Annotated in this window: 28 protein-coding genes and 1 riboswitch; of the genes, 27 read left to right on the forward strand and 1 reads right to left on the reverse strand. The window is 53.5% G+C overall.

Features of this window, described 5'->3' with window-relative positions; all coding sequences use genetic code 11:
• The first annotated feature begins 417 nt into the window (after positions 1-417).
• The gene (gene spoIIR / locus CHH75_RS12895; RefSeq protein ID WP_176475557.1) at positions 418-1,122 is read left to right on the forward strand and encodes a stage II sporulation protein R; all 705 of its coding nucleotides are present in this window, start codon (positions 418-420) and stop codon (positions 1,120-1,122) included.
• A 300-nt stretch (positions 1,123-1,422) separates the two neighbouring features.
• Positions 1,423-2,619 (forward strand): L-threonylcarbamoyladenylate synthase, encoded by a 1,197-nt coding sequence (locus CHH75_RS12900; RefSeq protein ID WP_255223029.1) that lies wholly within the window; start codon positions 1,423-1,425, stop codon positions 2,617-2,619.
• Positions 2,620-2,661: 42 nt separating this feature from the next.
• Here CHH75_RS12900 and CHH75_RS24650 read toward each other — a convergent pair whose 3' ends face one another.
• On the reverse strand, positions 2,662-2,859 hold the full coding sequence (locus tag CHH75_RS24650) for a hypothetical protein (protein ID WP_141235841.1): 198 nt from the start codon (positions 2,857-2,859) through the stop codon (positions 2,662-2,664).
• 56 nt (positions 2,860-2,915) lie between these two features.
• On the opposite strand from CHH75_RS24650, the gene CHH75_RS12905 reads away from it, so the two are divergent.
• The 25 genes from CHH75_RS12905 to CHH75_RS13025 all read left to right on the forward strand — a co-directional run bounded on the left by CHH75_RS12905 (position 2,916) and on the right by CHH75_RS13025 (position 26,041).
• A complete protein-coding gene (locus CHH75_RS12905; protein WP_095264946.1) occupies positions 2,916-3,473 on the forward strand; it encodes a manganese efflux pump MntP in 558 nt (185 codons plus the stop codon).
• A gap of 39 nt (positions 3,474-3,512) precedes the next feature.
• Positions 3,513-4,106 carry a low molecular weight protein arginine phosphatase gene (locus CHH75_RS12910; protein WP_095264945.1) on the forward strand — a complete coding sequence of 198 codons (594 nt, stop codon included), beginning with the start codon at positions 3,513-3,515 and terminating at the stop codon, positions 4,104-4,106.
• A 223-nt stretch (positions 4,107-4,329) separates the two neighbouring features.
• Positions 4,330-4,411: riboswitch (ZMP/ZTP riboswitch) on the forward strand.
• A gap of 116 nt (positions 4,412-4,527) precedes the next feature.
• Positions 4,528-4,983 (forward strand): ribose 5-phosphate isomerase B, encoded by a 456-nt coding sequence (gene rpiB / locus CHH75_RS12915; RefSeq protein ID WP_095264944.1) that lies wholly within the window; start codon positions 4,528-4,530, stop codon positions 4,981-4,983.
• Positions 4,984-5,094: 111 nt separating this feature from the next.
• On the forward strand, positions 5,095-5,679 hold the full coding sequence (locus CHH75_RS12920; RefSeq protein WP_095264943.1) for a TIGR01440 family protein: 585 nt from the start codon (positions 5,095-5,097) through the stop codon (positions 5,677-5,679).
• 80 nt (positions 5,680-5,759) lie between these two features.
• Positions 5,760-7,010 carry a serine hydroxymethyltransferase gene (locus CHH75_RS12925; protein WP_095264942.1) on the forward strand — a complete coding sequence of 417 codons (1,251 nt, stop codon included), beginning with the start codon at positions 5,760-5,762 and terminating at the stop codon, positions 7,008-7,010.
• 430 nt (positions 7,011-7,440) lie between these two features.
• A complete protein-coding gene (upp, locus tag CHH75_RS12930) occupies positions 7,441-8,070 on the forward strand; it encodes a uracil phosphoribosyltransferase (RefSeq protein WP_095264941.1) in 630 nt (209 codons plus the stop codon).
• Positions 8,071-8,152: 82 nt separating this feature from the next.
• A complete protein-coding gene (wecB, locus tag CHH75_RS12935) occupies positions 8,153-9,307 on the forward strand; it encodes a non-hydrolyzing UDP-N-acetylglucosamine 2-epimerase (RefSeq protein WP_095398365.1) in 1,155 nt (384 codons plus the stop codon).
• A 178-nt stretch (positions 9,308-9,485) separates the two neighbouring features.
• The gene (locus tag CHH75_RS12940; RefSeq protein WP_095264939.1) at positions 9,486-9,716 is read left to right on the forward strand and encodes an AtpZ/AtpI family protein; all 231 of its coding nucleotides are present in this window, start codon (positions 9,486-9,488) and stop codon (positions 9,714-9,716) included.
• Entirely contained in the window at positions 9,713-10,093 is a 381-nt protein-coding gene (locus CHH75_RS12945) for an ATP synthase subunit I (protein ID WP_095264938.1), read from the forward strand. The genes CHH75_RS12940 and CHH75_RS12945 overlap by 4 nt, the downstream gene beginning before the upstream one ends.
• A gap of 34 nt (positions 10,094-10,127) precedes the next feature.
• Complete coding sequence (gene atpB / locus CHH75_RS12950; RefSeq protein WP_095398366.1) at positions 10,128-10,895, forward strand: F0F1 ATP synthase subunit A; 768 nt, start codon at positions 10,128-10,130, stop codon at positions 10,893-10,895.
• Positions 10,896-10,992: 97 nt separating this feature from the next.
• Entirely contained in the window at positions 10,993-11,205 is a 213-nt protein-coding gene (gene atpE / locus CHH75_RS12955) for a F0F1 ATP synthase subunit C (protein WP_006213098.1), read from the forward strand.
• A 98-nt stretch (positions 11,206-11,303) separates the two neighbouring features.
• Positions 11,304-11,792, forward strand: a complete 489-nt coding sequence (atpF, locus tag CHH75_RS12960) for a F0F1 ATP synthase subunit B (RefSeq protein ID WP_095264936.1) — start codon at positions 11,304-11,306, stop codon at positions 11,790-11,792.
• A complete protein-coding gene (locus CHH75_RS12965; RefSeq protein ID WP_095398367.1) occupies positions 11,789-12,337 on the forward strand; it encodes a F0F1 ATP synthase subunit delta in 549 nt (182 codons plus the stop codon). Before atpF ends, CHH75_RS12965 begins: the two co-directional genes overlap by 4 nt.
• Positions 12,338-12,352: 15 nt before the next feature.
• The gene (gene atpA, locus CHH75_RS12970) at positions 12,353-13,867 is read left to right on the forward strand and encodes a F0F1 ATP synthase subunit alpha (RefSeq protein WP_095264934.1); all 1,515 of its coding nucleotides are present in this window, start codon (positions 12,353-12,355) and stop codon (positions 13,865-13,867) included.
• 194 nt (positions 13,868-14,061) lie between these two features.
• Positions 14,062-14,922 carry an ATP synthase F1 subunit gamma gene (gene atpG / locus CHH75_RS12975; RefSeq protein WP_095264933.1) on the forward strand — a complete coding sequence of 287 codons (861 nt, stop codon included), beginning with the start codon at positions 14,062-14,064 and terminating at the stop codon, positions 14,920-14,922.
• Positions 14,923-15,029: 107 nt separating this feature from the next.
• Complete coding sequence (atpD, locus tag CHH75_RS12980) at positions 15,030-16,424, forward strand: F0F1 ATP synthase subunit beta (protein ID WP_095264932.1); 1,395 nt, start codon at positions 15,030-15,032, stop codon at positions 16,422-16,424.
• A 92-nt stretch (positions 16,425-16,516) separates the two neighbouring features.
• Positions 16,517-16,930: a F0F1 ATP synthase subunit epsilon gene (locus CHH75_RS12985; protein ID WP_095264931.1), complete on the forward strand. Its 414-nt coding sequence runs from the start codon at positions 16,517-16,519 to the stop codon at positions 16,928-16,930.
• A gap of 408 nt (positions 16,931-17,338) precedes the next feature.
• Entirely contained in the window at positions 17,339-17,623 is a 285-nt protein-coding gene (locus tag CHH75_RS12990; RefSeq protein WP_095264930.1) for a hypothetical protein, read from the forward strand.
• A gap of 395 nt (positions 17,624-18,018) precedes the next feature.
• The gene (locus CHH75_RS12995; RefSeq protein WP_176475558.1) at positions 18,019-18,279 is read left to right on the forward strand and encodes a DUF1146 family protein; all 261 of its coding nucleotides are present in this window, start codon (positions 18,019-18,021) and stop codon (positions 18,277-18,279) included.
• A 518-nt stretch (positions 18,280-18,797) separates the two neighbouring features.
• A complete protein-coding gene (gene murA / locus CHH75_RS13000) occupies positions 18,798-20,141 on the forward strand; it encodes a UDP-N-acetylglucosamine 1-carboxyvinyltransferase (RefSeq protein WP_176475563.1) in 1,344 nt (447 codons plus the stop codon).
• Positions 20,142-21,489: 1,348 nt separating this feature from the next.
• Positions 21,490-22,527 (forward strand): stage II sporulation protein D, encoded by a 1,038-nt coding sequence (spoIID, locus tag CHH75_RS13005; RefSeq protein ID WP_244908138.1) that lies wholly within the window; start codon positions 21,490-21,492, stop codon positions 22,525-22,527.
• A gap of 59 nt (positions 22,528-22,586) precedes the next feature.
• Positions 22,587-23,330, forward strand: coding sequence for a M23 family metallopeptidase (locus CHH75_RS13010; protein WP_095264929.1), 744 nt, complete (start codon positions 22,587-22,589; stop codon positions 23,328-23,330).
• Between the two features lie 271 nt (positions 23,331-23,601).
• Positions 23,602-23,886, forward strand: a complete 285-nt coding sequence (gene spoIIID / locus CHH75_RS13015; protein ID WP_009594246.1) for a sporulation transcriptional regulator SpoIIID — start codon at positions 23,602-23,604, stop codon at positions 23,884-23,886.
• A gap of 201 nt (positions 23,887-24,087) precedes the next feature.
• Positions 24,088-25,086: a rod shape-determining protein gene (gene mreB / locus CHH75_RS13020; protein WP_176475564.1), complete on the forward strand. Its 999-nt coding sequence runs from the start codon at positions 24,088-24,090 to the stop codon at positions 25,084-25,086.
• A 76-nt stretch (positions 25,087-25,162) separates the two neighbouring features.
• On the forward strand, positions 25,163-26,041 hold the full coding sequence (locus tag CHH75_RS13025) for a flagellar hook-basal body protein (RefSeq protein ID WP_095264927.1): 879 nt from the start codon (positions 25,163-25,165) through the stop codon (positions 26,039-26,041).
• The last annotated feature ends 59 nt before the right edge of the window (positions 26,042-26,100 follow it).

Raw genomic sequence — 26,100 nt, forward strand, 5'->3', positions numbered from 1 at the left:
ACAGTAGATCAATGAGATACAATAGATCAATTAGATAAAGTACCTCTATCAGATCAAGTGGATCAATAAGATCAAGGTAAGTAAAAACAGGTGAAAGTGAAAATAATCACATTGAGTCATAGGCTGTTTTCTTTTAAGTCTGGTGCCCTGTTCAGCCGCGACCGCGAGTTCTTTCGTTGCCCTTTTTTCTGACATCTAGCGTCTTTGCGCGAGCAAATCCATGCTTTTTCTCCCCAAATGAATCCCATCCTTTCTTCCTGAACAAAAGGGATAATGGTGCAAAGGTAAAAAAACAATACTGGAATCCGCGGAACGGGGCTCCGGAAAATACTAAATAATGCTAGATTCTACGTTTATATCTTTGCCGAGCGGACATACTGGTAGCATCATAGATTAACGATGAGAGAGGCGATCAGGATGCTGGCAAATAATCAAGAGACTCTTCGTATTGTTGTTAAGAAAATCATGCTGCTATTATCCAGTATGTTCATGGTTATGATGGTGTGGGGAGGTCAAAGAATCGACGCCTCGGTGGTAGGCGGACCGATTCCGCAGGAGTCGATCCGGCTGCGCATTCTGGCTAATTCGGATAGCCCGGCTGACCAGCTTGTGAAGAGAGAAATTCGAGACGCGGTGATCGAGCAGATGCAGCTGTGGGTCATGCAGCTCGACGATCCGCAAAGCCTGGAGGAGGCCAAGGCGCTGACGCAAAAGCACTTGCCTGAGATCCACAAACTTGTAGGAGAAGAGCTTGCCAAGCGCGGATTGAGCTATGGCTATCATGTGGAGCTCGGCGTGGTGCCGTTTCCGACCAAGATGTATGGGGGAACCATCTACCCGGCAGGAGATTATGACGCGGTTCGCATTACGCTGGGAGAGGGACGTGGACAGAACTGGTGGTGCGTCTTGTTTCCACCGCTTTGCTTTATCGACGGGGGCAGCGGCGATGCTGCAGCTCAGCCGGCTCCAGCGGCGTCTGTCAGCACGGCTTCCGCATCGGCGGAAGCGTCAGCGTCCACGGAGACACTGGTCCATGCGAGCGCGAGCGAACCGGAAGTGCGTTTTTTCCTGGTGGATATGTTTCTCGGATTGTGGAATTGGGTGTCGGGTTTGTTTGGATGAATGTGAGATTCCTGATGTTGATGCTTCAGCGTCGCTTGACTGGACCGTGCAAGGTATCGGTACCGGGAGACTTAGGTTTCCAAGGGCTGGAGGGAATATGGCGGGGTGGTAGGGGCGATATTTTCAATCCTGGTATGGTATGATACACTTGATCGGAAAGAGTGCTTTCTCTTGGGCGCGCCAACGTTATCTTGGGTTTGGCCGGGCTTGAAGAATCAAAGCGCTTTTTATTATGGAGCGGTAGCTTTCAGATCGAACTTTCGGATTGAATGAATATACTAGAAGGCATGGGATGTGCTCATGAATATCAATAAAGATCGGGATATGGACAACAAGGAACGCTTGCTTGCCAGGGAGGAGCTTGAACGCGGGATAGACACCCTGGTGTGGCACATCAGGTCGGTGACGGAGCAGGAGACGGGCGTGGCTGCGAGCCGTTTGACTCAATCGTTAGAGAAGGCGGCTGTGCTGCGAGTGAAGCTGGAAGAAGCGGGGCAAACGCTCGCGCATGGCGGAATTGTGGCGTTTCCGACCGAGACGGTATATGGGCTCGGCGCAGATGCAAGAAACACGCAGGCGGTGGAGAACGTATTCGCAGCTAAAGGCCGTCCGTCGGACAATCCGCTGATCGTGCACATTTCGGACCGGTCCCAGCTCGAAGCGCTGGTGACGGGAGTCAATGAGACGGAGCGCGCCTTGATGGACGCATTCTGGCCGGGCCCGCTGACGCTGGTGCTGCCCGTGAAGGAGGGGGCCGTCTCCCCGCGGGTGACGGCCGGGCTGGACACGGTGGCGGTCCGCATGCCGGACCATCCGGTAGCGCTGGCGCTGATCAGCGCTGCCGGATGTCCGCTCGCTGCGCCGAGCGCCAACCGCTCAGGTCGGCCAAGCCCGACGCTGGCCGAGCATGTGCTTGTGGATTTGGCCGGCCGGATTGACGGCGTGGTCGACGGCGGCCCCGCCGGGGTCGGCGTCGAGTCGACGGTGGTGCAGGCCGGCCCGGACGGTGCCGTGACGGTGCTTCGTCCCGGCGGCGTCACGGAGGAGCAGCTTGCCGCAGTGGCGGCAAGCGTGCAGCGCGACCCGGCGCTAGCGCAGGCCGGGTCGCTGGAGAGCCCGGCGCCGCGCTCGCCGGGCATGAAGTACACGCACTATGCGCCGAAGGGCGCGATGTGCGTGGTGCAGGGCCGGGACGCCGATGCCGTGGCGTCCCGCATGGCGGCCGAGCTCGAGGCAGCGGCGCGGCGCGGGGAGGTGACCGGTGTGCTGTCGTACGACGAGCACATCGATCGCTTCCGCGCCGGCGTAGCCGTCTCGCTCGGCAGTGCGGCGGCACCGGAGGAAGCCGCCCGCCGGCTGTACGCCGGGCTGCGCCGGTTCGACGATGAAGGGGTCACCTTCATCGTCGCCGAGGCATGCCCGGAGCAAGGGCTTGGCGCAGCCGTCATGAACCGGCTGCTGAAGGCGGCGGGGCATCATGTCATCCATACGGATTGAACGCCCCGCCCTGCCTCACGCCTCTGCCTGCGCCGCATATCATTAAGGCGCCGCAGGTATGGACAAGCTGCCGCTCGGGCAGCTGTCCATATGATTATTGCCCCGCGTCTTAATCTGCGCGGCGCCAGTCAAGGCACAGCCATCACGAGCGGCTGTAGGCGCAAGCCGCGTATCGGCGCATGCGTGGTTGTGCCATGGCCCGATAACGCGGGCGGGCCGCTGCAGCGCCTTTCCAGGCATCTTTTCCCCCTTGTCCGCATAAGGTGTACAAGACCACAGAACTTGGGGGAATCGGCATGCAGATGGCATCTGTCCATTCGGGACAGCTTGCGACAATACTCATGATGGCGTTTGCGCTTGGGCTTGACGCCTTCTCGCTGGGCATCGGCATGGGCATGAGAGGAATCCGGTGGAGGCATGTCTTGATGACCAGCCTGCTCATTGCCGTGTTCCACATGATTTTGCCAATGCTCGGCATGATGGCTGGCCGCTATATGGGCCTGCTGCTCGGTCAGGTGACCGGGTTGGCAGCGGGCGGGCTGCTGGCTCTGCTTGGGATGCATATGATCTACAATGCCTTCCGCGGCGGCGGACAAGTGATGAAGCCTACCGCCTGGTTCGGAATGCTGCTGTTCTCCCTCAGCGTCAGCATGGATTCGTTTTCCGTCGGCCTCTCGCTCGGGATGGTTGTCAACGATATGGTGCTGATTGCGCTCAGCTTCGGCGCCGTTGGCGGGCTGATGTCCGTGCTTGGACTGACAGTGGGACGGCAGGTAAGCGGCAGACTGAGCGAGTATGGCGAGATGCTCGGGGGCATTATTTTGTTTGTGTTTGGTTTGATGTTTATCTTTTGATAGAATACTGGGTAATAGATACTTCGGGAGGTGGGGGTCGTGAAACATATTTTATTCGTCTGCACCGGGAATACGTGCCGTAGTCCCATGGCCGAAGGGTTGCTGCGCAAGCTGGCCAAGCAGCGTGGAATCGAGCTTGAGGTTCGCTCTGCCGGCGTTGCGGCGGTAGAAGGGATGCCGATATCACGGCATGCGGAATCGGTGCTGAAGGACCAGGATATTCACGATCAATTCTATTCCAAGTCGCTCACGGGCGAACTGGTTAATTGGGCGGACTTGGTGCTCACGTTAACGCAGTCCCATAAGCAGTATGCGATCCGCCAGTTCCCTGATGCTGCGGACAAGACTTATACCCTTAAGGAATATGTGGAAAATGACGAGCGGGTGCTCGGCGATCTGAAGGAACAGGACAGCCTGTACGTGTCGATGGAGCTTGCCAAATCGCTGGGCAATGACATCAGCGACGCGGACAGGGAGCGGCTGATCGAGCTGCGGCAGCGCATACCGAGCTTTGACATCTCCGATCCGTTCGGCGGATCCCGAGAAGAGTATGAAGCGACAGCTGCGGAAATCCGCACCGCTTTATTCCGGCTGCTGGACAAGCTGGCGTCCTCGGACCAGAATCGGGCTTGATCCGATCATCGGATGTTCGTCTCATCCTGCGTTCTCATCAGGCCCTACATTTTTTTGTTTATTGTTAAAGATGCGTGATGGTGGCGGTGAGGTTTATTTGGGGCCTTATTTATGAAATGTTGTCAGGCGCCTGAGGCGCGAAAGCAGTCTGGTTTATCATCAGGGCATCCGCAAATGGCGCTTGCCTTTCATCTGCAATTGCTTTAAGATGAAGGGGAACCTAAAGATCCGGTGTAACTGGCGACGAAGTGGATGAAACCACGATGGAGCATCGGATGATACGGCCGGTCGCCTGGGCAAAGAGCATTTAGTACACTATCGGTGTGCTGACTGCTCTTTTTTCGTCTTTTGCGCGGAAATTGCGGTATAATGAAACAAGCTTAGTCGCAAAAGCGAACATGAATGAGGGGGTTATTCATAGATGAAGGTAGCACTCGGAACAGATCATGCTGGGATTCGCTTGAGAGAGGAAATTGCCAGCGTCATTACGGGTCTCGGACATGAGGTCATCGATCTCGGATGCGGCTGCACGGATTCCGTCGATTATCCGGACTACGCGCTTCCGGTCTGCGAGAAAGTCGTATCGGGCGAGGCGGATCGGGGGATATTGATATGCGGAACAGGAATTGGCATGAGCATTGCTGCCAACAAAGTGCCTGGCATCCGGTGCGCATTGACGCATGACGTATTCTCCGCCAAGGCGACCCGCGAGCATAATGACAGCAATGTGCTGGCGCTCGGGGAGCGAGTCATCGGTCCGGGTCTGGCAGCAGAGATCGTCACCGCCTGGCTGACTACGGAATTCAGTCATGGCGAGCGTCATGTGGGCCGTGTTGACAAGATCAAGGCGATTGAAGAGCGGTATTTGAAGCGTTAATCGTCCGGTGACGGAATCGAGCAGGGCGCTGAATCGCATCCCTTATAGGTTTGGGGGCTTGTGCGCAGCTGCTTGTCCGGCAGATCAGCGGTATGAAAGGAGACGATCGACTTGAGTACATCTTCGAACATATCTTTCAGCGAACAGACAGCGGCCATCGTCCGGGAATTGGCCGAGGCGGCGAAGCTGGGTCCGGGCAAAGTGCTGGTGGTCGGTGCGAGCACCAGCGAGGTGGCTGGTCGGCGAATCGGCACCGGCGGTGCGGTGGAGACGGCGGAGGCGCTGTATCAGGGCATCGCGGAAGTCCAGGCGGCGTTCGGTTTCGCAGTGGCCTTTCAATGCTGCGAGCATCTGAACCGGGCGCTGGTCATGGAGCGTGAGCTGCTGGAGACGCTGGGCCTGAATGAAGTGGCTGCGGTGCCGGTTCCCGGAGCTGGCGGCTCAATGGCGGCTTACGCCTACCGGAAGCTGAACGATCCTTGTCTCGCGGAGCGGATGGAGGCCCATGCGGGCATCGATATCGGCGAAACCTTGATCGGCATGCATCTGCGGAGTGTGGCGGTGCCCTTCCGTCCGAGTCTGAGGTATATCGGCGAGGCTCGTGTGAACGCGGCCTATTCCCGGCCGAAGCTGATCGGCGGCCAGAGGGCGGTGTACCAACTGGAGTCTGAGGGCGGCTCGGCCCTGTGTGATTAATTCGATGAGACGCTTGGTGTACAGCTGCGCCTGACATAAGGTGCGGACACAATAATCTACAATATGGGAGGATTCGAATCATGATGGAACACTTGCGGAAGAATGACCCAGCGGTGCTGGAAGCGATGGACCTGGAGCTGAAGCGTCAGCGCAGCAATATCGAGCTGATTGCCTCGGAGAACATTGTCAGCGAGGCGGTTATGGAAGCGATGGGCTCGGTGCTGACCAATAAATATGCGGAAGGGTATCCTGGCAAACGCTATTACGGCGGATGCGAGCGCGTGGATATCGTGGAGGATATTGCGCGCGATCGTGCCAAGCAATTGTTCGGTGCGGATCATGCCAATGTGCAGCCGCATTCCGGAGCTCAGGCCAATATGGCGGTATATCTGGCGGCGCTTAATCCAGGCGATACCGTGCTCGGGATGAATCTGGCCCACGGCGGTCACCTGACTCACGGCAGCCCTGTGAACGCATCGGGTGTGCTGTACAATTTCGTGGCTTATGGCGTGCAAGAGGATACGTTCCTCATCGATTATGATGAAGTGCGCAAAGCGGCTTTCAAGCACCGTCCGCGCCTGATTGTTGCCGGAGCGAGCGCATACCCGCGCATTATTGATTTTGAAGCGCTGGCTTCCATCGCGAATGACGTGGGTGCCCTGTTCATGGTTGACATGGCTCATATTGCAGGTCTGGTAGCTGCAGGTGTTCATCCAAGCCCGGTTCCTCATGCCCATTTTGTAACAACGACCACTCATAAAACGCTTCGCGGCCCGCGCGGCGGCATGATTCTGTGCAAACAGCCTTGGGCGCAGGCGATTGATAAAGCGGTGTTCCCGGGAAGCCAGGGCGGTCCGCTCATGCATGTCATTGCATCCAAAGCGGTAGCTCTCGGCGAGGCGCTGTCCCCGTCCTTCAAGACCTATGCCGAGCAAGTGGTGAAGAATGCCAAAGTGCTGGCTGACACGCTCACGGAGGAAGGTCTGAACATCGTCTCCGGCGGCACGGATAACCATCTGATGCTTGTGGATACCCGCAACCTGGACATCACAGGCAAGGATGCGGAGAAGGTGCTGGATTCCGTTGGCATCACCGTCAACAAGAACGCCATTCCGTTTGACCCGACAAGCCCGTTTGTCACAAGCGGCATCCGGATCGGTACGCCAGCGGTCACTTCGCGCGGCATGGACGAGAAGGCGATGGCTGCGATCGGCAAAATCATTGCTATGACGCTCAGAGCGCCGAAGGATGAAGCTACGCTTGAGAAAGCGAGCAAGATGGTTGCGGAGCTGACCGAGCAATATCCATTGTATGCGGACATGAAATATTAATTATACACCGGTCAATATAGAATCGAATGAGGCCTCATCTTCCCGTTTGGGAAGATGGGGCTGTTTTTATGCGGAAAATAGCTGGAGAATCGCGGATATGTGGATGAGCTGCATATCGTTCTCTTATATCCCAACATATACTGCAAGAATGAAAGGGGGACAGACCAAAAATCAGCAAGGCCAATGCATAGGTGCGCCCTGGCATCATTCTGCTGAGATCTGGAAATCCTAGTAAGGAAGCCCGGCCCGGCTGCCGCCCTCCGCAGCCTTTGGCGAACGATGAAGAAACATGACTTGTGCAGGTGTAAAATCGCGAATGGGAATGATATAATAGACAAGATTTATGGAGCTTACGCTGTTTTTTGCCCATATTTGATGAGGATTAAGCAAATCCTGTAATAACATTTGGATTAAACCGGAGGGACCTGAAATGGGAAAATTGGTGATATGTGATCACCCATTGATTCAACACAAACTGACCTTTATACGCGATATGCGCACCAACACGAAAGATTTTCGTGAACTGGTTGATGAAGTCGCCACTTTGATGGCTTACGAGATTACGAGGGAGGTTCCTCTTGAGACGATATCGGTACAGACACCGGTAGCCGAAACGGAAGGCAAGGTCATTTCAGGAAGAATGCTGGGCTTGATCCCGATTCTCCGCGCGGGTCTTGGCATGCTTGACGGCGTTGTGAAGCTTCTTCCAGCGGCCAAAGTCGGACATGTCGGGCTGTTCCGCGATCCCGAAACCCTCAAGCCGGTTGAATATTACACCAAACTGCCAACCGATGTGACCGAGCGCGAGCTGATTGTGATCGATCCGATGCTGGCGACCGGCGGCTCTGCGATTGCGGCGATCGACGTGCTGAAGAAGCGGGGCTGCACCCAGATCAAGATGATGAATCTTGTAGCCGCGCCGGAAGGCGTTAAGGCGGTGCATGATGCGCATCCGGATGTGGATATCTATGTTGCTGCGCTGGACGAGGGACTGAACGATCACGGTTATATCGTACCGGGTCTCGGCGATGCCGGAGACCGCCTGTACGGCACGAAGTAGATAATGATAATGACCAATGGCCTGGAATATACGCTTAGAGTAGAACCAGGCCTAGCATGTATACAGAGGGGGAAATCGAAGCATGTCAAAGATAAAAGTAATGACGATCTTCGGCGTTCGTCCGGAAGCGATCAAAATGGCGCCGCTCATTCTCGAGCTGCAGCGTCACCCGGAGCATATTGAATCCATCGTGTGTGTGACCGCCCAGCATCGGCAGATGCTTGATCAGGTACTGGACGTATTCAAGATTGTGCCGGACTACGATCTGGACGTCATGAAGGACCGTCAGACGCTGAATGAGATCACCGTTCGCGTTCTGGAGGGCCTGGAGCCGGTTCTGAAGGAAGCGAAGCCGGATATTGTACTTGTCCACGGTGACACGCTCACGACGTTCCTGGCAAGCTATGCCGCGTTCCTGCAGCAAATTCAAGTCGGGCATGTGGAGGCCGGCCTCAGAACGTGGAACAAGCTGTCTCCTTATCCGGAAGAGATGAACCGCCAGCTCACGGGCGTGCTGGCCGATATTCATTTCGCGCCAACCGAATGGTCTGCTGGCAATCTTCGTAAGGAGAACAAGAAAGAGTCAAGCATTTACATCACAGGCAATACGGTGACGGATGTGTTTCAATATACCGTACGGCAGGACTATACCCACCCTGTTCTGGAATGGGCCGAAGGGAAACGGCTTGTGCTGATGACCGCTCATCGCCGGGAATCCCAAGGGGAGCCGCACCGCAACATTTTCCGGGCGATCAAGCGGATTGCCGACGAGTTTGAGGATATCGCTATTGTGTATCCGGTCCATCCGAGCCCTGCGGTGAAGGAGCCCGCACATGAGATTCTGGGCGGCCACCCGCGCATCAAGCTGATCGAGCCGCTGGACGTTGTGGATTTCCATAACATCTATGCGCACACCCATCTGATTGTCACGGATTCCGGCGGAATGCAGGAGGAGGCGCCTTCATTCGGCGTGCCGGTTCTGGTACTGCGTGACACGACTGAGCGTCCGGAAGGCATCGATGCGGGCACGCTGGAGCTGGTGGGTACGAATGAGGAGGATGTCTATGGACGTACGAAGGCATTGCTGAGCGATCAGGAGCTGTACAACGCGATGAGCAAGGCAGCGAACCCTTACGGCGATGGACGCGCTTCCGAACGAATTGTCAATGCGATTTTGCACCATTTCGGGGTTCGAAAGGATCGTCCGGAAGAATTTCACAGAATGTTCACAAAGTAATTATTGGCTGCATTCTGACCGCAAAGTTGACAGCATACAGTTGAACTGTACGGTTATTGCGGCGTTTTATGTAGTTCCGGCTGCATAAAACGCCTGTTTTTCACCATAAATCCGGCAAATCGATTCATTGACAAACGCTTGTTATGTTAAGTAAAATGAGTTGGGATTAGAGGTTCATATGAAAAATCCGAGAAGTCAAGATAGCCCTTGGTTGATAGCGCTCTATATTAGCGGGGCCGGTGGCATGCTGGCCGCTTACATTGTTGTCGGTTTTTTTGTCGGCAGATGGCTGATGCTGCAGTTGGACGGGCCCAGAGCTTGGCTCGCTGTTGGAACCGTGACGGGACTGTTTTTGGGGATTTTGAATATCGCTCTTCTCATTAAAAAGTTTCTTGGGGGCACAAAGTGAATGATTTGACGACATCCATTGTGAATGCCGTAACCAGGACTGTGCTGCTGTGCTTATCCGCCTTCCTGTTGGGATGGGCGCTGTACCCGAATCTACAGTCGGTATTTGCCGGTCTGACTCTCGGGGTCGTTGGCGGCCTGTTCAATGTCCGCTACCTGTCCGTCAAGATCAGACAGATTGCTGACATGGCTGTGAACCAGGATCACAGAAGGCTGGGCTTTGGATTTGTCACAAGACTTTGTATTGCTTTCTTGGTTGTAATGCTTGCTGCCAGACTGGACCAGGTGTCTCTGGGTGCAACTATTGCAGGGCTGTTTATCCCCCAGTTGTTGACCATTCCAGTCAGCATTATTGTTAGCTTGAGGAACAAGAAATGATCAGCGCTAATTGGAAAGGGGTGAATACAATTTCATGCATGAATCACCGATCATAAAATTTGGCGGATTCCATCTCGATCTGTCGGCCGTCATTATGCTGTTTGTAACATGTACCATCGTGTTTGTGTTAGTGCGGCTGGCCGTTCGTAATCTATCTGTCGAAAACCCTTCCAAATTGCAGAACTTTATGGAGTGGGTCGTGGAATTTGTGCAAGGCATCGTAGCGAGTGCTATGGATTTGAAGAAGGGGAAGGGGTACATATCGCTTGGTCTAACCTTGATCCTGTTTATCTTCGTAGCTAACCTGCTAGGCTTGCCATTTGCCATCATCACGGACTTGCCTGCGAACTTCCAGGTGTTTGGCAAGACGATCGAAGCTACAAGAGAGCTTCATGACGGCCATTTGGCTCACGTTCTTTGGTGGAAATCGCCGACAGCGGACATCTCGATTACAGCAGGGCTTGCGATCATCGTCTTTATTCTGATGAACTATCTCGGATTGAAGCTGAACCGCAAGCATTACCTGAAGCACTATCTGGAGCCGTTTCCGATTTTCCTGCCGCTGAACATCATCGAGAACCTGGCGAAGCCGGTCGCGCTGGCCATCCGTTTGTTTGCAAACATCTTTGCCGGTGAGGTGCTCATTACGGTGATTTTGAAAATGGGGATCCTCGGGATTCCGTTCCTGGCTGTATGGCAAGGGTTCAGTATCTTTGTCGGTGCCCTTCAGGCCTTCATTTTCACAATTCTGACGATGGTTTACATCGCACAGACTACGATTCACGAAGAAGCAGCACATTAATAAACTCCAACGGATTACCTGATCTTTTATCGGTACTTCGAAAGAGATATATTATAGTAACTATAATTTTGTAAATGTATAAGGAGGATATTTATCAATGGAATTTTTAGCAGCAGCTATTGCAGTAGGTTTGGGCGCACTTGGCGCAGGTTTGGGTAACGGTATGATCGTGAGCAGAACAGTAGAATCCATCGCTCGTCAGCCAGAGGCTCGTGGTCCGCTTCAAACAACGATGTTTATCGGTGTTGGTATCGTCGAGGTAGTACCACTCGCTGCTACCGTTATTGCTTTCTTGATCATGTTTTCTTAATAAATATACAACGGTTTGGCGGGGAGGGCCGATGCCATCCGCGCCTTCGTTTTGTTAAGAACAGTACGCGCATTAACGGAAAGGAGTGAGCTTAATCCATGGAGGTACTTTGGGAGAATATTTTAATCTCGATCGTAGCATTTGCCATCCTATACTTTCTGCTTCACAAATATGCGTTCAGCAAATTGTTCGCCATTATGGAGCAGCGCCGTGAACTGGTGATGAATCAGATGAATGAGGCCGCGGAGACGCGTAAGCAGGCGGCATTGTATGTCGAAGAGCAGAAGAAGGCGCTGGATCAGGCTCGGCAGGAGGCTCACGAAATTATCGAGCGTTCGAGACAGACCAGCAACAAGCAGGCTGAGCAGCTTATCGAGCAAGCTAAGGAAGAAACGGTTCGCTTGAAAGCCGAAGCCGTTCGCGATATTGAGAATGAGAAGAACAAAGCGGTTGAAGAACTCCGCGGCGAGCTTGGCAGCGTATCTGTGAAGATCGCATCCAAGCTGATCGAACGCGAAGTGAAAACCGATGAGGCCCAGGAACAGTTGGTCGACCAATACCTTAAAGAGGTAGGAGGCAGATCATGAGCCAAAATACAGTAGCAGCCAAGCGGTATGCGCGAGCGCTGTTCGAAGTGGCGGCTCAGCAGCAGAAGGGGCTGGAAGTAGAAGAGGAATTGCGGGCGATCGTCTCTGCCATCGAGGGAGATGGCGACATCCAGAAATTCATCGCTACTCCGAATATTCCCCAGTCCGTGAAGGTAAACGTTCTTAAGCAGGCACTGGAGGGCAAAGTATCCCAACCGGTGCTGAGCACACTGGAACTGCTTCTGGACAAAGGGCGCACGGAATTGTTCGCCGAATTATTGAACAGCTATGTGAAGATTCAGGGTGAAGCTCTTGGATTCGCGGATGCTGTCGTATATTCGACCTACCCGCTCAATGATTCGGAGAAGGAACAGGTGGCTGCCGAATTCGGAACGGTCGCGAACAAGAAAATCCGCGTGAACAACGTTGTTGACAAAGGCTTGCTCGGCGGACTGAAAGTGGTTATCGGCGACAAGCTGTACGACGGCAGTCTCGCAGGGAAGCTGGAACGTCTTGAAAAGTCTTTTAATAGACGAGCAAAGTAGATAGGGGTGAAAATGTTGAGCATCAGACCTGAAGAAATTAGCACTTTAATTAAAAGTCAAATTGAGGAATATAAATCCGATATCGCGGTTTCTGAAGTGGGAACGGTGATTCAAGTTAGTGACGGTATTGCTCGCGTTTACGGCCTGGAGAATGCGATGTCCGGGGAACTCCTGGAATTCCAGAGCGGCGTGTTCGGTCTTGCACTGAACCTTGAGGAAAGCAATGTCGGTGTCGTTATCCTCGGTCCTTACTCTGACATTAAAGAGGGCGATCAGGTTAAACGTACCGGACGGATTATGGAGGTTCCAGTAGGGGAAGCTCTGCTCGGCCGCGTCGTCAATCCGCTCGGACAACCGCTTGATGGCAAAGGCCCGATTGAGGCGGCAGCGTTCCGTCCGGTAGAAAGCGCGGCTCCTGGCGTTATCGATCGTAAATCGGTACATGAGCCAATGCAGACCGGGATTAAAGCGATTGATGCGATGGTTCCGATTGGCCGCGGACAGCGTGAGCTTATCATCGGGGACCGTCAAACTGGTAAAACCTCCATCGCCATCGATACGATTCTGAACCAAAAGGGCAGTGGCGTGAAATGTATCTACGTTGCGATTGGTCAAAAACAATCCACGGTAGCTCAAGTAGTGGAAACACTTCGTCGTCACGGCGCCCTTGAGTATACCATCGTCGTTACAGCATCGGCTTCCGAGCCAGCTCCACTGCAATACATCGCACCATATGCGGGCTGCGCGATGGGTGAATATTTCATGTTTAAAGGTGAGCATGCGCTCATCATCTACGATGACTTGTCGAAACAAGCAGCAGCTTATCGTGAGCTGTCCTTGCTTCTCCGTCGTCCTCCGGGCCGTGAGGCTTATCCGGGTGACGTATTCTATCTGCATTCCCGTTTGCTGGAGCGTGCTGCGAAGCTTAGCGATGAGCTTGGCGGTGGTTCGTTGACGGCGCTGCCGTTCATTGAAACACAGGCTTCCGACGTATCCGCATATATCCCGACAAACGTAATTTCGATTACCGACGGTCAGATCTTCCTGGAGTCCGATCTGTTCTATGCAGGTCAGCGTCCGGCGGTTAACGTAGGTATTTCCGTATCCCGTGTCGGCGGTTCCGCACAGATCAAGGCGATGAAGAAGGTTGCCGGCGGTCTGAAGCTCGACCTGGCGCAATATCGTGAGCTTCAAGCGTTCTCCCAGTTCGGGTCCGACCTGGATAAATCGACGCTGGCTCGTCTGAACCGCGGTTCGAAGCTGATGGAGATCCTGAAGCAGGGCGTAAACCAGCCGCTGTCGGTTGAACAGCAGGTTGTCAGCCTGTACACCGCAGTCAGAGGCTACCTCGATGACATCGAAGTTGCCGACGTTCGCCGCTTCGAGAAGGAATTCCTGGAGTTTGTGGAAGGCAACAAACCGGAAATCCTGCAATCGATCACAGATACGAAGGACCTGACTTCTGAAAATGAAGAGGCGCTGAAAGCTGCGATCGAACAATTCAAGAAGGGCTTTGCCGCTTCGGTGTAAGCTCCTCGGGCACACTTTAGGAGGGGAGCCGGGCCTTGAAGTCCGGCATCCTCTTTCATCATATGGAATATAACGGTGGCTGCATTGCCAGCGACAGAATTGATAGATTTGCGAAGTAGCTTTGGCTTTGCCAAAGTTAGGCTTATGCTTACGAAGTAACTTTGGCTCAGCCAAAGTTTTAAGGTGGTGAAAACATGGCAAGAGGCTTACGTGATATTAAACGGCAAATCAAGAGCATCCAGAACACCAAACAGATCACCAAGGCAATGGAGATGGTGGCCGCCGCGAAGCTGAGAAGAGCGCAGGAGAAGGCAACGGCCGCTCTGCCGTATTCAGATAAGCTGAAGGAAGTGGTTTCCAGCATTGCAGCCGGTACGCAAGGCATTAGCCACCCTATGCTGGAGAAGCGCGAAGTCAAAAAGACCGGTTACCTGGTTATTACGTCTGACCGCGGTCTTGCCGGTGCGTCGAACTCCAACATTTTGCGTAAAGTGTACAATTTCATTTCCGAGCGTCATCAATCCAAAGACGAGTATGCGATCTTTGTGATCGGGCGCAAAGGGCGCGATTATTTCCGCCGTCGTGAAATGCCGGTTGTAGAGGAGCTTACCGACCTGTCGGACAGCCCGACCTTCGGGGATATCAAGTCCATTGCTAATGCGGCCGTGGGGCAGTACGAGCGTGGAGAGATTGACGAGCTGTTTGTATGCTATAACCGCTTTGTCAATGCCTTGACGCAGGATCCTCAAGTGGACCAGCTGCTTCCAATGGAGAACATTGGCGGCGGTGACTCCGCGGCAAGCTATGAATATGAGCCTTCCCCGGAAAGAGTGCTTGAGGTGCTTCTTCCAAAATATGCGGAAACCCTCATTTTCAGCGCAATGCTGAATGCAAAAGCAAGCGAATTGGGAGCGAAGATGACGGCTATGGGAGCGGCTACGAAGAACGCCAGCAAGCTGATCTCCGAGCTGACGCTGACATACAACCGTGCGCGTCAGGCAGCGATTACGCAGGAAATCTCCGAGATCGTCGCTGGGGCGAATGCTCAGCAATAATTGCACTGAAAATTTGTTTATAACGGATATGCGGCTGAGGTTATGGCCGCGCTAAGAAGATCGTTCGCCGCCTAGAGAGGTGAGCGTGTAGGAGGGAATACGTTAACATGAAAAAAGGACGCGTTGTCAGCATTACAGGCGCTGTTGTTGACATTGAATTTGAACGCGGTCATCTTCCCGAGATTTTTAACGCCATCAAAGTAAGCTCGGAAGGCGATCGCCCCATAAACCTGACTCTTGAAGTAGCCAACCACCTGGGAGACAATCTGGTTCGTTGTATCGCGATGTCTTCGACGGACGGTCTCGTTCGCGGCATGGAAGCTGTTGACCTTGGCGCTCCGATTACGGTGCCGGTTGGCGCTCCAACGCTGGGCCGTGTATTTAACGTGCTTGGCGAGCCTATCGATAATGCAGGGGATGTTGTAGCTGAGATCAACGAACCGATCCACCGTGAAGCTCCTGCTTATGATGAGCTTTCTACGCAAGCAGAAATGCTTGAAACAGGTATCAAGGTTATCGACCTGCTGGCTCCGTACCAAAAGGGTGGTAAAATCGGTCTGTTCGGTGGTGCCGGTGTAGGTAAAACCGTAACAATTCAGGAACTGATTAACAATATCGCACAGGAGCATGGCGGTATTTCCGTATTTGCGGGCGTAGGCGAGCGTACTCGTGAAGGAAACGACTTGTACCATGAGATGAGCGATTCCGGCGTTATCAGCAAAACCGCGATGGTGTTCGGACAGATGAACGAGCCTCCGGGCGCGCGTCTTCGCGTAGCATTGACCGGCTTGACGATGGCGGAATATTTCCGCGATCAAGAAGGCAAGGACGTGCTTCTGTTTATCGACAACATCTTCCGTTTCACACAAGCAGGCTCCGAAGTGTCCGCACTTCTCGGACGTATGCCTTCCGCGGTAGGTTACCAGCCAACGCTGGCTAGTGAGATGGGTCGTCTGCAAGAGCGGATTACTTCCACTAAAAAAGGATCGGTTACATCCATTCAGGCGATTTACGTACCTGCGGATGACTATACGGATCCGGCTCCTGCAACAACGTTCGCTCACTTGGATGCGACAACAAACCTGGAGCGTAAAATTTCCGAGATGGGGATTTACCCTGCCGTTGACCCGCTGGCATCTTCATCCCGTATCCTGACACCGGAAGTGGTAGGCGAAGAGCATTACAACGTTGCTCAAGGCGTGAAACAGATTCTCGCCCGTTATAATGAGCTTCAGGATATCATTGCGATCCTCGGTATGGACGAGCTGAGTGAGGAAGACAAAGCGATCGTTGCTCGCGCACGTCGTGTACAACGCTTCCTGTCCCAGCCATTCCACGTTGCCGAAGCGTTTAACGGTATTCCTGGTAAATACGTGCCGGTTAAAGAAACGGTACGCAGCTTCAAGGAAATCCTGGAAGGAAAGTATGACCATCTTCCTGAAGCAGCCTTCCTGTTCGTAGGTACGATCGAAGAGGCAGTTGAAAAAGCAAAAACATTGTAATCTGACACTATTGTGTTCGGTTGACCGTACCCGTGCGGCTTGATTAGGCCTGTACGCGAGTTTTTCGCGGATAACGGTTAGGAGGGATGGAAGTGAGCACCTTTTTGTTGGAAATCGTAACGCCGGACCGTGTTGTGTACTCGGAACAGGTTAATGGGGTTACGGTTCGCGGTGTGGAAGGGGAACTGGGTATTTTGCCTGGCCACATCCCGTTTGTTACACCGCTTCAGATAGCACCCGTTTATGTCAAGATCGGGAATAACAGACAGCCGTTTGCCGTTCAGGGCGGATTTATCGAGGTGCGCAAGGAGAAGGTTGTTATTCTTGCCGAAAGCGCCGAGAAGGCTGACGAAATCGATCTGGAGCGCGCGGAAGCCGCGAAGGAGAGAGCACAGACCCGTCTGAATGCCAAAGGCAGACAGGACGAAATCGACCATCGCCGTGCAGAGCTGGCTCTGCAAAGAGCGATGAACCGGATCAAAATTTCCGGCAACACCAAGCACTAACATCACCAAGGCAGCAGTTTCTGCGAAAGCGGACTGCTGTCTTTTTTTGTGGGGAGGAGGATACTCTATGTTTAAGTTCCGTGCTAGATTTCCATCAGGAAGCATTTCCTGCGGAAACAATGCCTTAATGATCGAACCGTTCCTCTGTATCCGGACCTCATCGACCTCATCGCAGCACTGCGATCAGCCCTCAACCCACGGATTACTCCTGCAAGATGAGTCGTCAAGTACATATGGTTTTGCTATATATAATAGAAGTTTGAGGTCTAAGAAGGGAACCTAAGTGGGGAATCAAAGATATCAATCTCTTATTCTCTTAAATGTGCGAATCTCCTATGATATCTACCATTCCACTTACTAGAGTCATAGCATAGAATATTCTATCTAAGAGGAAGGGAGGAATCACAGATGGCTGTACTTCTTCCACTGCAAGTGTTCTCGCTGGCCCCTAATGTTGGCAAGTCATACTATGAAAATCTGAATGGAGGCGCGGATGCGGCTGTAACGGTGAACAACTTGTCTGAATTTGATGTTGCGCTCGTGATCACCAGTGTCAACGCGCCTGTTCAAACCTATGTCATTCCAGGCAACAACAGTCTCACCCTGGTTGTGCCTCGGCTTCTGGTGGCTGCGCTGTTGACCGGCGCTGTGCCTGCTTTTGGCACCATTCAGGTGGTGTCTGCACAATTGTAATGGAGAAGAAGCATAACGGAAAGCCGGCCCTGTAGGGTCGGCTTTTTGTTAGCAGCAGAGAATGAATACCGGATAAACATAATAAAAGCAGAGCTGAAAAAGGCGAGAGCTGCAAAGGGAGCTGACAGACCCCATCGAGCGCGCAGTGCTTTGCTGTAGGGAAGCGCCCGTCAACGACATAAGGGGGCTAGCGAGCGTAGTATAAAAAAACGTTTGAACCAAAAGCCCAGATGATACATATTGTATTTTATGACAAGTTTCTTGAATTATTAAGGGAATTTAATTATTTCCGAGGAAATGGAGTGTAGAAAGGTCTGGATTCTTGGCGACTTGCCAAGTATTATAGAAGAGTCGGGCCCTTAAGGGCTGAAACTGTACGAGATGGAGGGAGGAGTATGCGCGAGGATATCCTTGGAAATTCGGTTATGAACACTGTGGGTGTGAATGGACTGATATCCATTATTGTATCATTGGTCTGTATAGCGCTGGCATGGTGGGCTCTGCAGCAAGTAAAGCTGGATTTGGTCGTTCGAAATCCCAAAGGTCCGCAAGGCAAGCTGCTTCATGTGCTGCTGGCCGTGGTACTTGGGCGTTTTGTCGCCCAATTCCTGATTGACTATATTACTTGGAGCCAAATGATCCGATATATATTTTAGCGGGTTTACCGCATTAAATACTCGACATACTTATGTGGGCCGTGAGCCTGATCATAAATGGCATGGAACCGTGAGGCTAAAAGGTGATCCGGAGCGAGCATCATGACGCTGCTGTTTCGTGTGAATAAGGACGATTATCGTCATGTTTGAATTGGCAAGCAAATGGTTATATCTCTGTTAGGCTGCTAAGAGAAGATGTCGAATAAACGTATTTTATTATGTTAACACTGAAAACAAGGATAAGGTCTGGGGAACGAAACCGTGTGACTTCGGGACTATGGCGTTCACCCGGAACAGTTGGGCTTTAGGGGGCAGCCGTGGAAATGAATGGCATCCGCTCACAACCTAAACTGCGAATAACAGGCGTTTCACGGGCGCATGGTTCCATGAATCGTAAATAGTTCAAAAAACGCTTGTACAGCTTAATTCATCGGTGATATGATGAAGCTTAGTGATTTAGCAATGAACTACTCAACTTATTGAATAAAAGGAAAAATATGGACGCGGAGGGAACCATGATGAGCAAATTTATCGTCCGCGGTGGCAAAAGACTGACCGGAAGCGTCAAAGTCAGCGGAGCAAAAAATTCTGTTCTTCCGATCATCGCTGCCTCTCTCTTAGGGGAAGTAGGGGAAAGTGTTATTATGGACGCACCTCCTCTTGACGATGTAATTACAATCAGCAAAGTGTTAGAGTCACTCGGTGCGGGCATTACATACGAGGGCGAAGTGATACGTGTTAATGCAGAGCACATAACATCCTGTGAGGCGCCTTACGAATGGGTGCGCAAGATGCGGGCATCTTTTCTGGTTATGGGGCCTTTGCTGGCGCGTTGTGGCCAAACACGAATTTCCCTTCCGGGCGGATGCGCAATTGGTACAAGACCGATTGATCAGCATTTGAAGGGGTTTGAGGCACTCGGTGCTGACATCAGTCTGGGCCAGGGATATATAGAGGCGAAGAGTAATGGCAGACTGCGCGGGGCGAAGATCTACTTGGATGTTGCCAGCGTAGGAGCCACTGAAAATATTATGATGGCAGCCACATTGGCTGAAGGGGTAACCACGATCGAAAATGCGGCGAAAGAGCCGGAAATTGTCGATTTGGCCAATTATCTCAATGCGATGGGAGCCAAAGTTCGCGGCGCCGGTACCGGGGTCATCCGAATCGAAGGGGTTGAGCAGCTGCACGGTGTTCAGCATAACGTCATTCCTGACCGGATTGAAGCAGGCACCTTCATGGTCGCTGCGGCCATTACGGGCGGAGACGTCTATGTCGAAGGCGCTATTGCCGATCATCTGGGACCTGTCATTTCCAAAATGGAGGAGATGGGAGTCACTGTCCTGCCGGATGAGAACGGAATTCGCGTCATTGCCGACAAGCCGCTCAAGTCCGTGGATGTGAAGACACTCCCTTATCCAGGATTCCCTACGGATATGCAGTCTCAGATGATGGCGCTGCTGCTTGTATCCGAAGGTACAAGTGTCGTGACGGAAACGGTGTTTGAGAACCGGTTCATGCATGTGGATGAATTCCAGCTGATGAATGCGGAGATCAAGGTAGAAGGCCGATCTGCGATCGTGACGGGCGGAAGCAAGCTGCAGGGCGCGAAGGTGTGCGCGACAGACTTGCGCGCCGGTGCGGCGCTTATTCTGGCTGGTCTCGTAGCTGAAGGTACAACGGAAGTTAGCGGTGTGCATCATATTGACCGGGGTTACGTGGACCTGGCTGAGAAGCTGTCGGGGCTTGGTGCCGATATTTGGCGGATTTCGGCGGATGAAGCACCGAAGCCAGTGTCGCCGTCGACTCCTGTCGAAGCGAAGGACACACCGGTCTTGAAAGTACAGCCAACCTGGGTATAAATCCGGTTCGTTATTTTATTTATTACTGAAGTGAGAGAAGCTCTGCCGTTTGCGGCAGGGCTTTTTTTGTACATATATGATTTGTGCAGTACAGATGAAGGACAGACATTATAAGCTGAGGGTGAAGTACCATGGGGGGCCGTTGTCTCCCAATAACCTGGGGTGATTTGTATGATATGTCGCACAAAACTCACTTATACTCGATGAAATGGCTGGGTTTGTAGATTTGGCGCACAAAATCGGAGGGTTGGATGGGGTGACGAGCATATTTGTATGATGGATCGTATAAGTTGCTTGTCATCCTGGGATTCCGTATAGACCTTATACGATAAATCGTACAAAGTCATCGTGGTGAAGCGCGTAGGCCCCGATCATGCTGCCTGAGCAGAGTGAATGGGGATTTTATTGTAGTTGTTACATCCAGGAAGGTTCCTTTGGCCTTCTCGATGCATATGCGGCATTGATGCCGGCGTATGCCGAGCCTTCTTTTCGATTGGTCAACGATGAAGTGCTGTTGTCTTTATCCCCTAATTGCTCGAATGGCTCCCTTCTGCCGCACCCGTTCGACCAGCCGCATTTCGCTCCGGGGCGCCTTACCCGGGTTACTCCATCGCCGCATCCCTTCTACAACCCATCCCTCGCACATTGTTTATGGAATATATATCGAGGAGCGTTCCCAAACTGAGGATATAGGTATCTATTTCAAGTCATCTACTTAAGGTCATCTACTTTTCTCTTAAACAGGTTCTATCAAATGGCCGGGCCCCATAATTATAAGTAGAACGAGCCGTCACGGCAGGATGCAGCAATTGCACAGGAGGGAAGACAGATGAAAGATTCGAAGTATCGGATTCATGTAGCCTTGCATCAGGAGGAAGCGCAGCGAGTGGGACCGGATGATAGGAAGCTTGAGGCCCGCCGCGTGGAGACGTCGAAGGATCAGGGAGCAAATGTGCTCACGTGGCGGTTCCCGAGCGAGCAGGCTGCACAGCCGGGGCACCCGGCTGCCGATCAGCATGCAGGCGAGCGAGGGCCGGCAGTCACGCGGGCGCAGCCGCGTGACGCCGCGGGGACGCCGGACGCCTCCGGCATGTCCGGCGCTGCCTCCCGGGCGGCCGCACCGCCGCCCGGGAGCCGGGCCGGGGCGGCTCCTGCGGATGCCGCCCCAGGCGGCGGGCCAGCGGCACAGCCGGGCCCGCCCCTCGCGGCCGAGCCGCCGCGCCTGGCGCAGCCGGCGGCGGCTGGCCGCGTCCCGCGCGAGGGCCGCACGTTCCGTGCGCGGCCCTCGCGCGCCGGGCGCCGCGGCTTCGCTGCGCGGCGCGGCACGGCCGCCCGCCCGGGGCGGCGGGTGCGGGTGCACCCGGCCCTGTGGGCGGTGGCCGTGCTGCTGGCCCTGGCGCTCGCGCTGCCGCTGCTTGTGGTTGACCCCGGCAACCACAAGCAGGCGCCGCTCCCGCCGGGCCCGGCCCCGCTGCCGTCCGCGGAGCCTAGCGGCGCGGACGAACCGGTGGTGTCCGTCTACCTAAGTGCGACGGACACCGTGGAGGAGCTCCCGCTGGAAACGTACCTGGTCGGCGTGCTCGCCGCCGAGATGCCGGCCGAGTTCCAGCTGGAGGCACTCAAGGCGCAGGCCATCGCTGCACGGACTTACATCGTGCAGCGGCTCGCGTCCGGCGACCGCAGCGGCGTGCCGGACGAGCGGGCGCTGGTGACCGATACGGTCAGTCACCAGGCCTACATCTCCAGCGAGCGCCTGACCAAGGAATGGGCCGGCGCCGGCAAGGAAGCCGAGCTTGCCAAGCTCGCCCGGGCCGTTAAAGAAACCGAAGGCGTGGTCATGACGTATGAGGGAAAGCCGATCACGGCTTCTTTTTTCTCGACCAGTAACGGCTATACTGAAAATTCAGAGGATTATTGGAAGAACGAGATTCCTTACCTGCGGAGCGTAGCGAGTCCCTGGGACCGAGAGATCTCTCCTAAATATGAGGATACGGTGACGATCCCCCGGTCGGAGTTTCTATCGAAACTCGGGCTGTCCGAGGGAGCCGTTCCCGTCGCTGCAGGAGGAGAGGGAGCCTCTTCTTTCATCAAGATCCTATCTTATACGCAAGGCAAACGGATTGAGAACGTGAGAATCGGAGGGAAGACATTCACGGGCAGGGAAGTAAGAGAGAGACTCGGGCTGCGCTCCAGCCAGTTCAGCTGGAAGGTGGAGGACGGGAACGTCGTCATTACCACTTACGGATATGGCCATGGCGTAGGCATGAGCCAGTATGGGGCCGAAGGAATGGCACGGGAAGGGCGTACCGCCGAAGAGATATTGGCCCACTACTATACGGGCATTTCTTTTGATAAAACTTCAAATCTTCTGTCTTCAAAAAAATAATAGTCAAATACGTATAAAAGAGTTGGCCCCGGTAACAATGGTTACTGAGGTGATAGCCAATGAATGAACAGAACAAAAATACCAAACCCCATGAAGAAGCTCCTAAAACCAATCAGGGAGATCAGGCGCAAGCGCCGGCTTCATGGAAGAAAGTGTTGTCCAAACGGTGGGTGTTCCCGGCAGCATACTTAGCGGCAGCGGCAATTATACTAACCCTCGTGTGGGTCTACCAGGACGCCAGCCAGAAAGAGTTGAAGCCGCTAGAGAACGCGTCGGAGGTTTCCAGCACGGCCACAGGTTCAGAGCTTGATCCAGCAGCCGAAGGTCAGAATAACGAAGCTGTTGAAGTGGTTGCCAATGCCGAGGATATGATCTGGCCGGTAGCCGATGATGCAGCGGTTAACGTCGTGAAGCCTTTCTTTGACGAAAGCGATCCGGAGACGCATCAAGCAGCGATGGTTCAATACAACGATACGTTCAGTCCGAACCTCGGCATTGACCTGGGAACGGAAGACGATCAGTCCTTCGAAGTCAGAGCTGCGCTCAGCGGAAAAGTAACGCATGTGGAGAACCATCCAATCAACGGTTACGTGGTTGAGATTACCCACCCGGGCGAGCTCAAGACCGTATACCAAAGCTTGACGGATGTAAAGGTTGAACAAGGCGCTGAGGTGAAGCAGGGCGACGCGATCGCCATGGCTGGCCGCAGCGAGTATGAGAAGGACCTGGGCAACCACGTACACTTTGAAGTGTATGAGAACGGGAACCTGGTGAACCCTTCGAAGCTGCTTCCGCAGCGCTAAGCTTGTCCTTGCATCCATAACGAAATGCGCCCACCGCGCACATGATTCAGGCAGGAACATTTGGTTCCTGCCTTTTTTCTTTGCTCATTTGCAGACGAAGCTGAAAACCCTTCCCCCGCCTTGGTTTTTCGCGTTGTGGTCCAAGCCCTGACCCGGCATGTCCGGAAAATAAATGGGCCCGGGCAAGCTTGTCAGCCCGTGAAACCGCGAATATCCCGTCATGCCCCTCATATAATGTACCAAACTATCCACACAGTAGGGAGGCGGGAGCGTGCACGATTACATCAAAGAGCGGACCATTAAGATCGGACGCTGTATCGTGGAAACGAGGCATACGGTTCGAACAATTGCCAAAGAGTTTGGCGTGTCGAAGAGCACGGTGCATAAGGATCTAACCGAACGTCTGCCGGAGATTAACCCGGACCTGGCGGATCAGGTAAAGCACATTCTCGAGTACCACAAGTCCATCCGTCATTTGCGAGGCGGAGAAGCGACCAAGATCAAGTACAAAAAAACCGGCAGCAACCGTGAGCCGGTAGCTACGGCAAAATCCTGAGTTTTTTAGGGCTCAGGTCGCTAGATTGTCGTTGAATCCCTCCCCTAAAGTATGATATGTTAAAAGCTGGTATAGGATCGAATTATGGGACCTGATTTGCCGAAGATCATCATGAAATGCAGGATTTTGTCGAGAATCGGAAACCGGCGCAGTGTACACAGACTCTTTACCATAAAATAATTACTTTGGGGGCTTTTCATGATGTTGAGCAAGGATATTGGAATCGATCTCGGGACAGCAAACGTGCTTATTCACGTAAAAGGGAAGGGGGTAGTGCTTGACGAACCTTCCGTAGTCACTATTGAGGCCGACACCAAACGAGTCCTTGCCGTAGGAGAAGAGGCGCGGCGTATGGTCGGGCGAACTCCTGGCAACATTACGGCGATCCGCCCGCTGAGGGACGGGGTCATCGCCGATTTCGAAATTACAGAAGCCATGCTGAAGTACTTTATTGATCGCGTAGGCGGACGCAGCTGGTACAGCCGGCCCCGCATTCTGATCTGCGCACCGACGAACATTACCTCGGTGGAGCAGAAGTCGATTCGGGAGGCAGCTGAGCGCAGCGGTGCCCGGGATGTTTTCCTCGAAGAGGAGCCGAAGGCGGCAGCAATCGGAGCAGGCATGGACATTTATCAGCCAAGCGGTAACATGGTCGTGGATATCGGGGGCGGCACGACAGACGTAGCCGTCCTGTCCATGGGCGATGTCGTCACCGCCTCTTCGATTAAAATCGCAGGGGACAAGTTCGACGAAGCGATCACGAAGTACATCAAGCATAAATATAAATTGTTGATCGGGGAACGGACAGCAGAGGATCTGAAAATTGTGATCGGCACGGTTCGCCCGGGCGGGCGCCAGGCGGAGATGGATATCCGGGGCCGGGACATGGTTTCGGGCCTGCCGCTGACGGTGACGGTTTCCTCGTCAGAGGTGCAGGAAGCGCTGTGGGACCCGGTGTCCTCCATTGTACAAGCAGCCAAGTCGGTGCTGGAACGCACGCCGCCGGAGCTGTCGGCGGATATTATTGACCGCGGTGTCATTCTGACAGGCGGAGGCGCGATGCTTCACGGCCTGGACGAGCTCTTGACCGATGAGCTGCGGGTACCGGTCCTCATTGCAGAGGATCCGATGCACTGTGTGGTAAAGGGTACGGGAATTATGCTTGATAATTTGGACAAGGTCGTTAAGAAAAACTTCTAACCTTCCGATATATAAAGTAATCATTCATCAATATGCATCGTTGATATGGACCTTGAATTTGGAAGGGAGTGCCTCCATGATAAGAGGATTGTATAATGCAGCTTCCGGGATGATCGCCCAGGAGCGCAGGCACGATACGGTAACCCAAAATATCGCCAACATCAATACGAACGGATATAAGCAGGTGAACAGCGTTCAGCGCACCTTTCCGGAGATGCTGATCTCCATGATCGGGGGGAACGCTCAGAATCCGAACCGTCAGGTGGGAAGAATGAGCACCGGCGTTTTTGCCGAAGAGAGCATCTCGATGCATCTTCAAGGAGCGCTTCGGGAGACCGGGAAGACCACGGATCTCGCGCTGGTCACCAGCCTCGAATTGTTGAATCCGGCAACCGGCGAGAATTATCCTTTTGACGCTTCGGGCAAATACGTGAATGAGAATGGCGATGTGGTCTACCGTCCGGAAGGATTTTTCACGGTACAGAACGCAAACGGTGATGTTTTATACACAAGAGATGGCAGCTTCCGCGTCAGTCCGGAAGGAAATCTGATCACCTCCGGCGGTTATCAGGTGCTGGATAACAATAACAACCCGATTGTGTTGACAGGCCCGGTCTCGAACCTTAAAGTGAATGAACAAGGACAAATCGTGGACGCGGACGGAAATGTGGATGCAACGATCGGAATCAGCGTTGTGCAGCAGCCGCATCAGCTAATCCGGGAGGGTGAAGGCGTATTCCGCTTGAGAGACCAGAATGGCAGCGAAGTTCGCTGGCTCGCCGCCGAGGACAATGCGGTGATCCGCCAAGGGTATATTGAGGCTTCGAATGTGGATCCGGCACAAGCGATGGTAGATTTGATGGCCGCTTTGCGTGCTTATGAAACGAACCAGAAGGTGGTTCAATTTTATGATAAGTCACTTGAGAAAGCGGTCAACGAAATCGGCAGAGTCTGATCATCTCGTTTGAAATATAGCGGAGCTGCATAATTGCAGCTTTCATTGAAGTAAGCTAA

The organism is Paenibacillus sp. 7541 (genome assembly GCF_002276395.1).
In the GTDB taxonomy this organism is placed as follows: domain Bacteria; phylum Bacillota; class Bacilli; order Paenibacillales; family Paenibacillaceae; genus Paenibacillus_AQ; species Paenibacillus_AQ campinasensis.

Excerpts from the sequence above, each read along its gene's own strand:
- atpE (WP_006213098.1), top strand. The coding sequence starts at position 10,993 with ATGGAATTTTTAGCAGCAGCTATTGCAGTAGGTTTGGGCGCACTTGGC.
- CHH75_RS12990 (WP_095264930.1), top strand. The coding sequence starts at position 17,339 with ATGGCTGTACTTCTTCCACTGCAAGTGTTCTCGCTGGCCCCTAATGTT.
- rpiB (WP_095264944.1), top strand. The coding sequence starts at position 4,528 with ATGAAGGTAGCACTCGGAACAGATCATGCTGGGATTCGCTTGAGAGAG.
- upp (WP_095264941.1), top strand. The coding sequence starts at position 7,441 with ATGGGAAAATTGGTGATATGTGATCACCCATTGATTCAACACAAACTG.
- atpF (WP_095264936.1), top strand. The coding sequence starts at position 11,304 with ATGGAGGTACTTTGGGAGAATATTTTAATCTCGATCGTAGCATTTGCC.
- CHH75_RS12965 (WP_095398367.1), top strand. The coding sequence starts at position 11,789 with ATGAGCCAAAATACAGTAGCAGCCAAGCGGTATGCGCGAGCGCTGTTC.
- spoIIR (WP_176475557.1), top strand. The coding sequence starts at position 418 with ATGCTGGCAAATAATCAAGAGACTCTTCGTATTGTTGTTAAGAAAATC.
- CHH75_RS13010 (WP_095264929.1), top strand. The coding sequence starts at position 22,587 with ATGAATGAACAGAACAAAAATACCAAACCCCATGAAGAAGCTCCTAAA.
- atpD (WP_095264932.1), top strand. The coding sequence starts at position 15,030 with ATGAAAAAAGGACGCGTTGTCAGCATTACAGGCGCTGTTGTTGACATT.
- CHH75_RS24650 (WP_141235841.1), bottom strand. The coding sequence starts at position 2,859 with ATGCCTGGAAAGGCGCTGCAGCGGCCCGCCCGCGTTATCGGGCCATGG.
- atpG (WP_095264933.1), top strand. The coding sequence starts at position 14,062 with ATGGCAAGAGGCTTACGTGATATTAAACGGCAAATCAAGAGCATCCAG.
- CHH75_RS13025 (WP_095264927.1), top strand. The coding sequence starts at position 25,163 with ATGATAAGAGGATTGTATAATGCAGCTTCCGGGATGATCGCCCAGGAG.
- murA (WP_176475563.1), top strand. The coding sequence starts at position 18,798 with ATGAGCAAATTTATCGTCCGCGGTGGCAAAAGACTGACCGGAAGCGTC.
- CHH75_RS12905 (WP_095264946.1), top strand. The coding sequence starts at position 2,916 with ATGCAGATGGCATCTGTCCATTCGGGACAGCTTGCGACAATACTCATG.
- CHH75_RS12940 (WP_095264939.1), top strand. The coding sequence starts at position 9,486 with ATGAAAAATCCGAGAAGTCAAGATAGCCCTTGGTTGATAGCGCTCTAT.
- CHH75_RS12900 (WP_255223029.1), top strand. The coding sequence starts at position 1,423 with ATGAATATCAATAAAGATCGGGATATGGACAACAAGGAACGCTTGCTT.
- wecB (WP_095398365.1), top strand. The coding sequence starts at position 8,153 with ATGTCAAAGATAAAAGTAATGACGATCTTCGGCGTTCGTCCGGAAGCG.
- CHH75_RS12995 (WP_176475558.1), top strand. The coding sequence starts at position 18,019 with ATGCGCGAGGATATCCTTGGAAATTCGGTTATGAACACTGTGGGTGTG.
- atpB (WP_095398366.1), top strand. The coding sequence starts at position 10,128 with ATGCATGAATCACCGATCATAAAATTTGGCGGATTCCATCTCGATCTG.
- CHH75_RS12925 (WP_095264942.1), top strand. The coding sequence starts at position 5,760 with ATGATGGAACACTTGCGGAAGAATGACCCAGCGGTGCTGGAAGCGATG.
- mreB (WP_176475564.1), top strand. The coding sequence starts at position 24,088 with ATGTTGAGCAAGGATATTGGAATCGATCTCGGGACAGCAAACGTGCTT.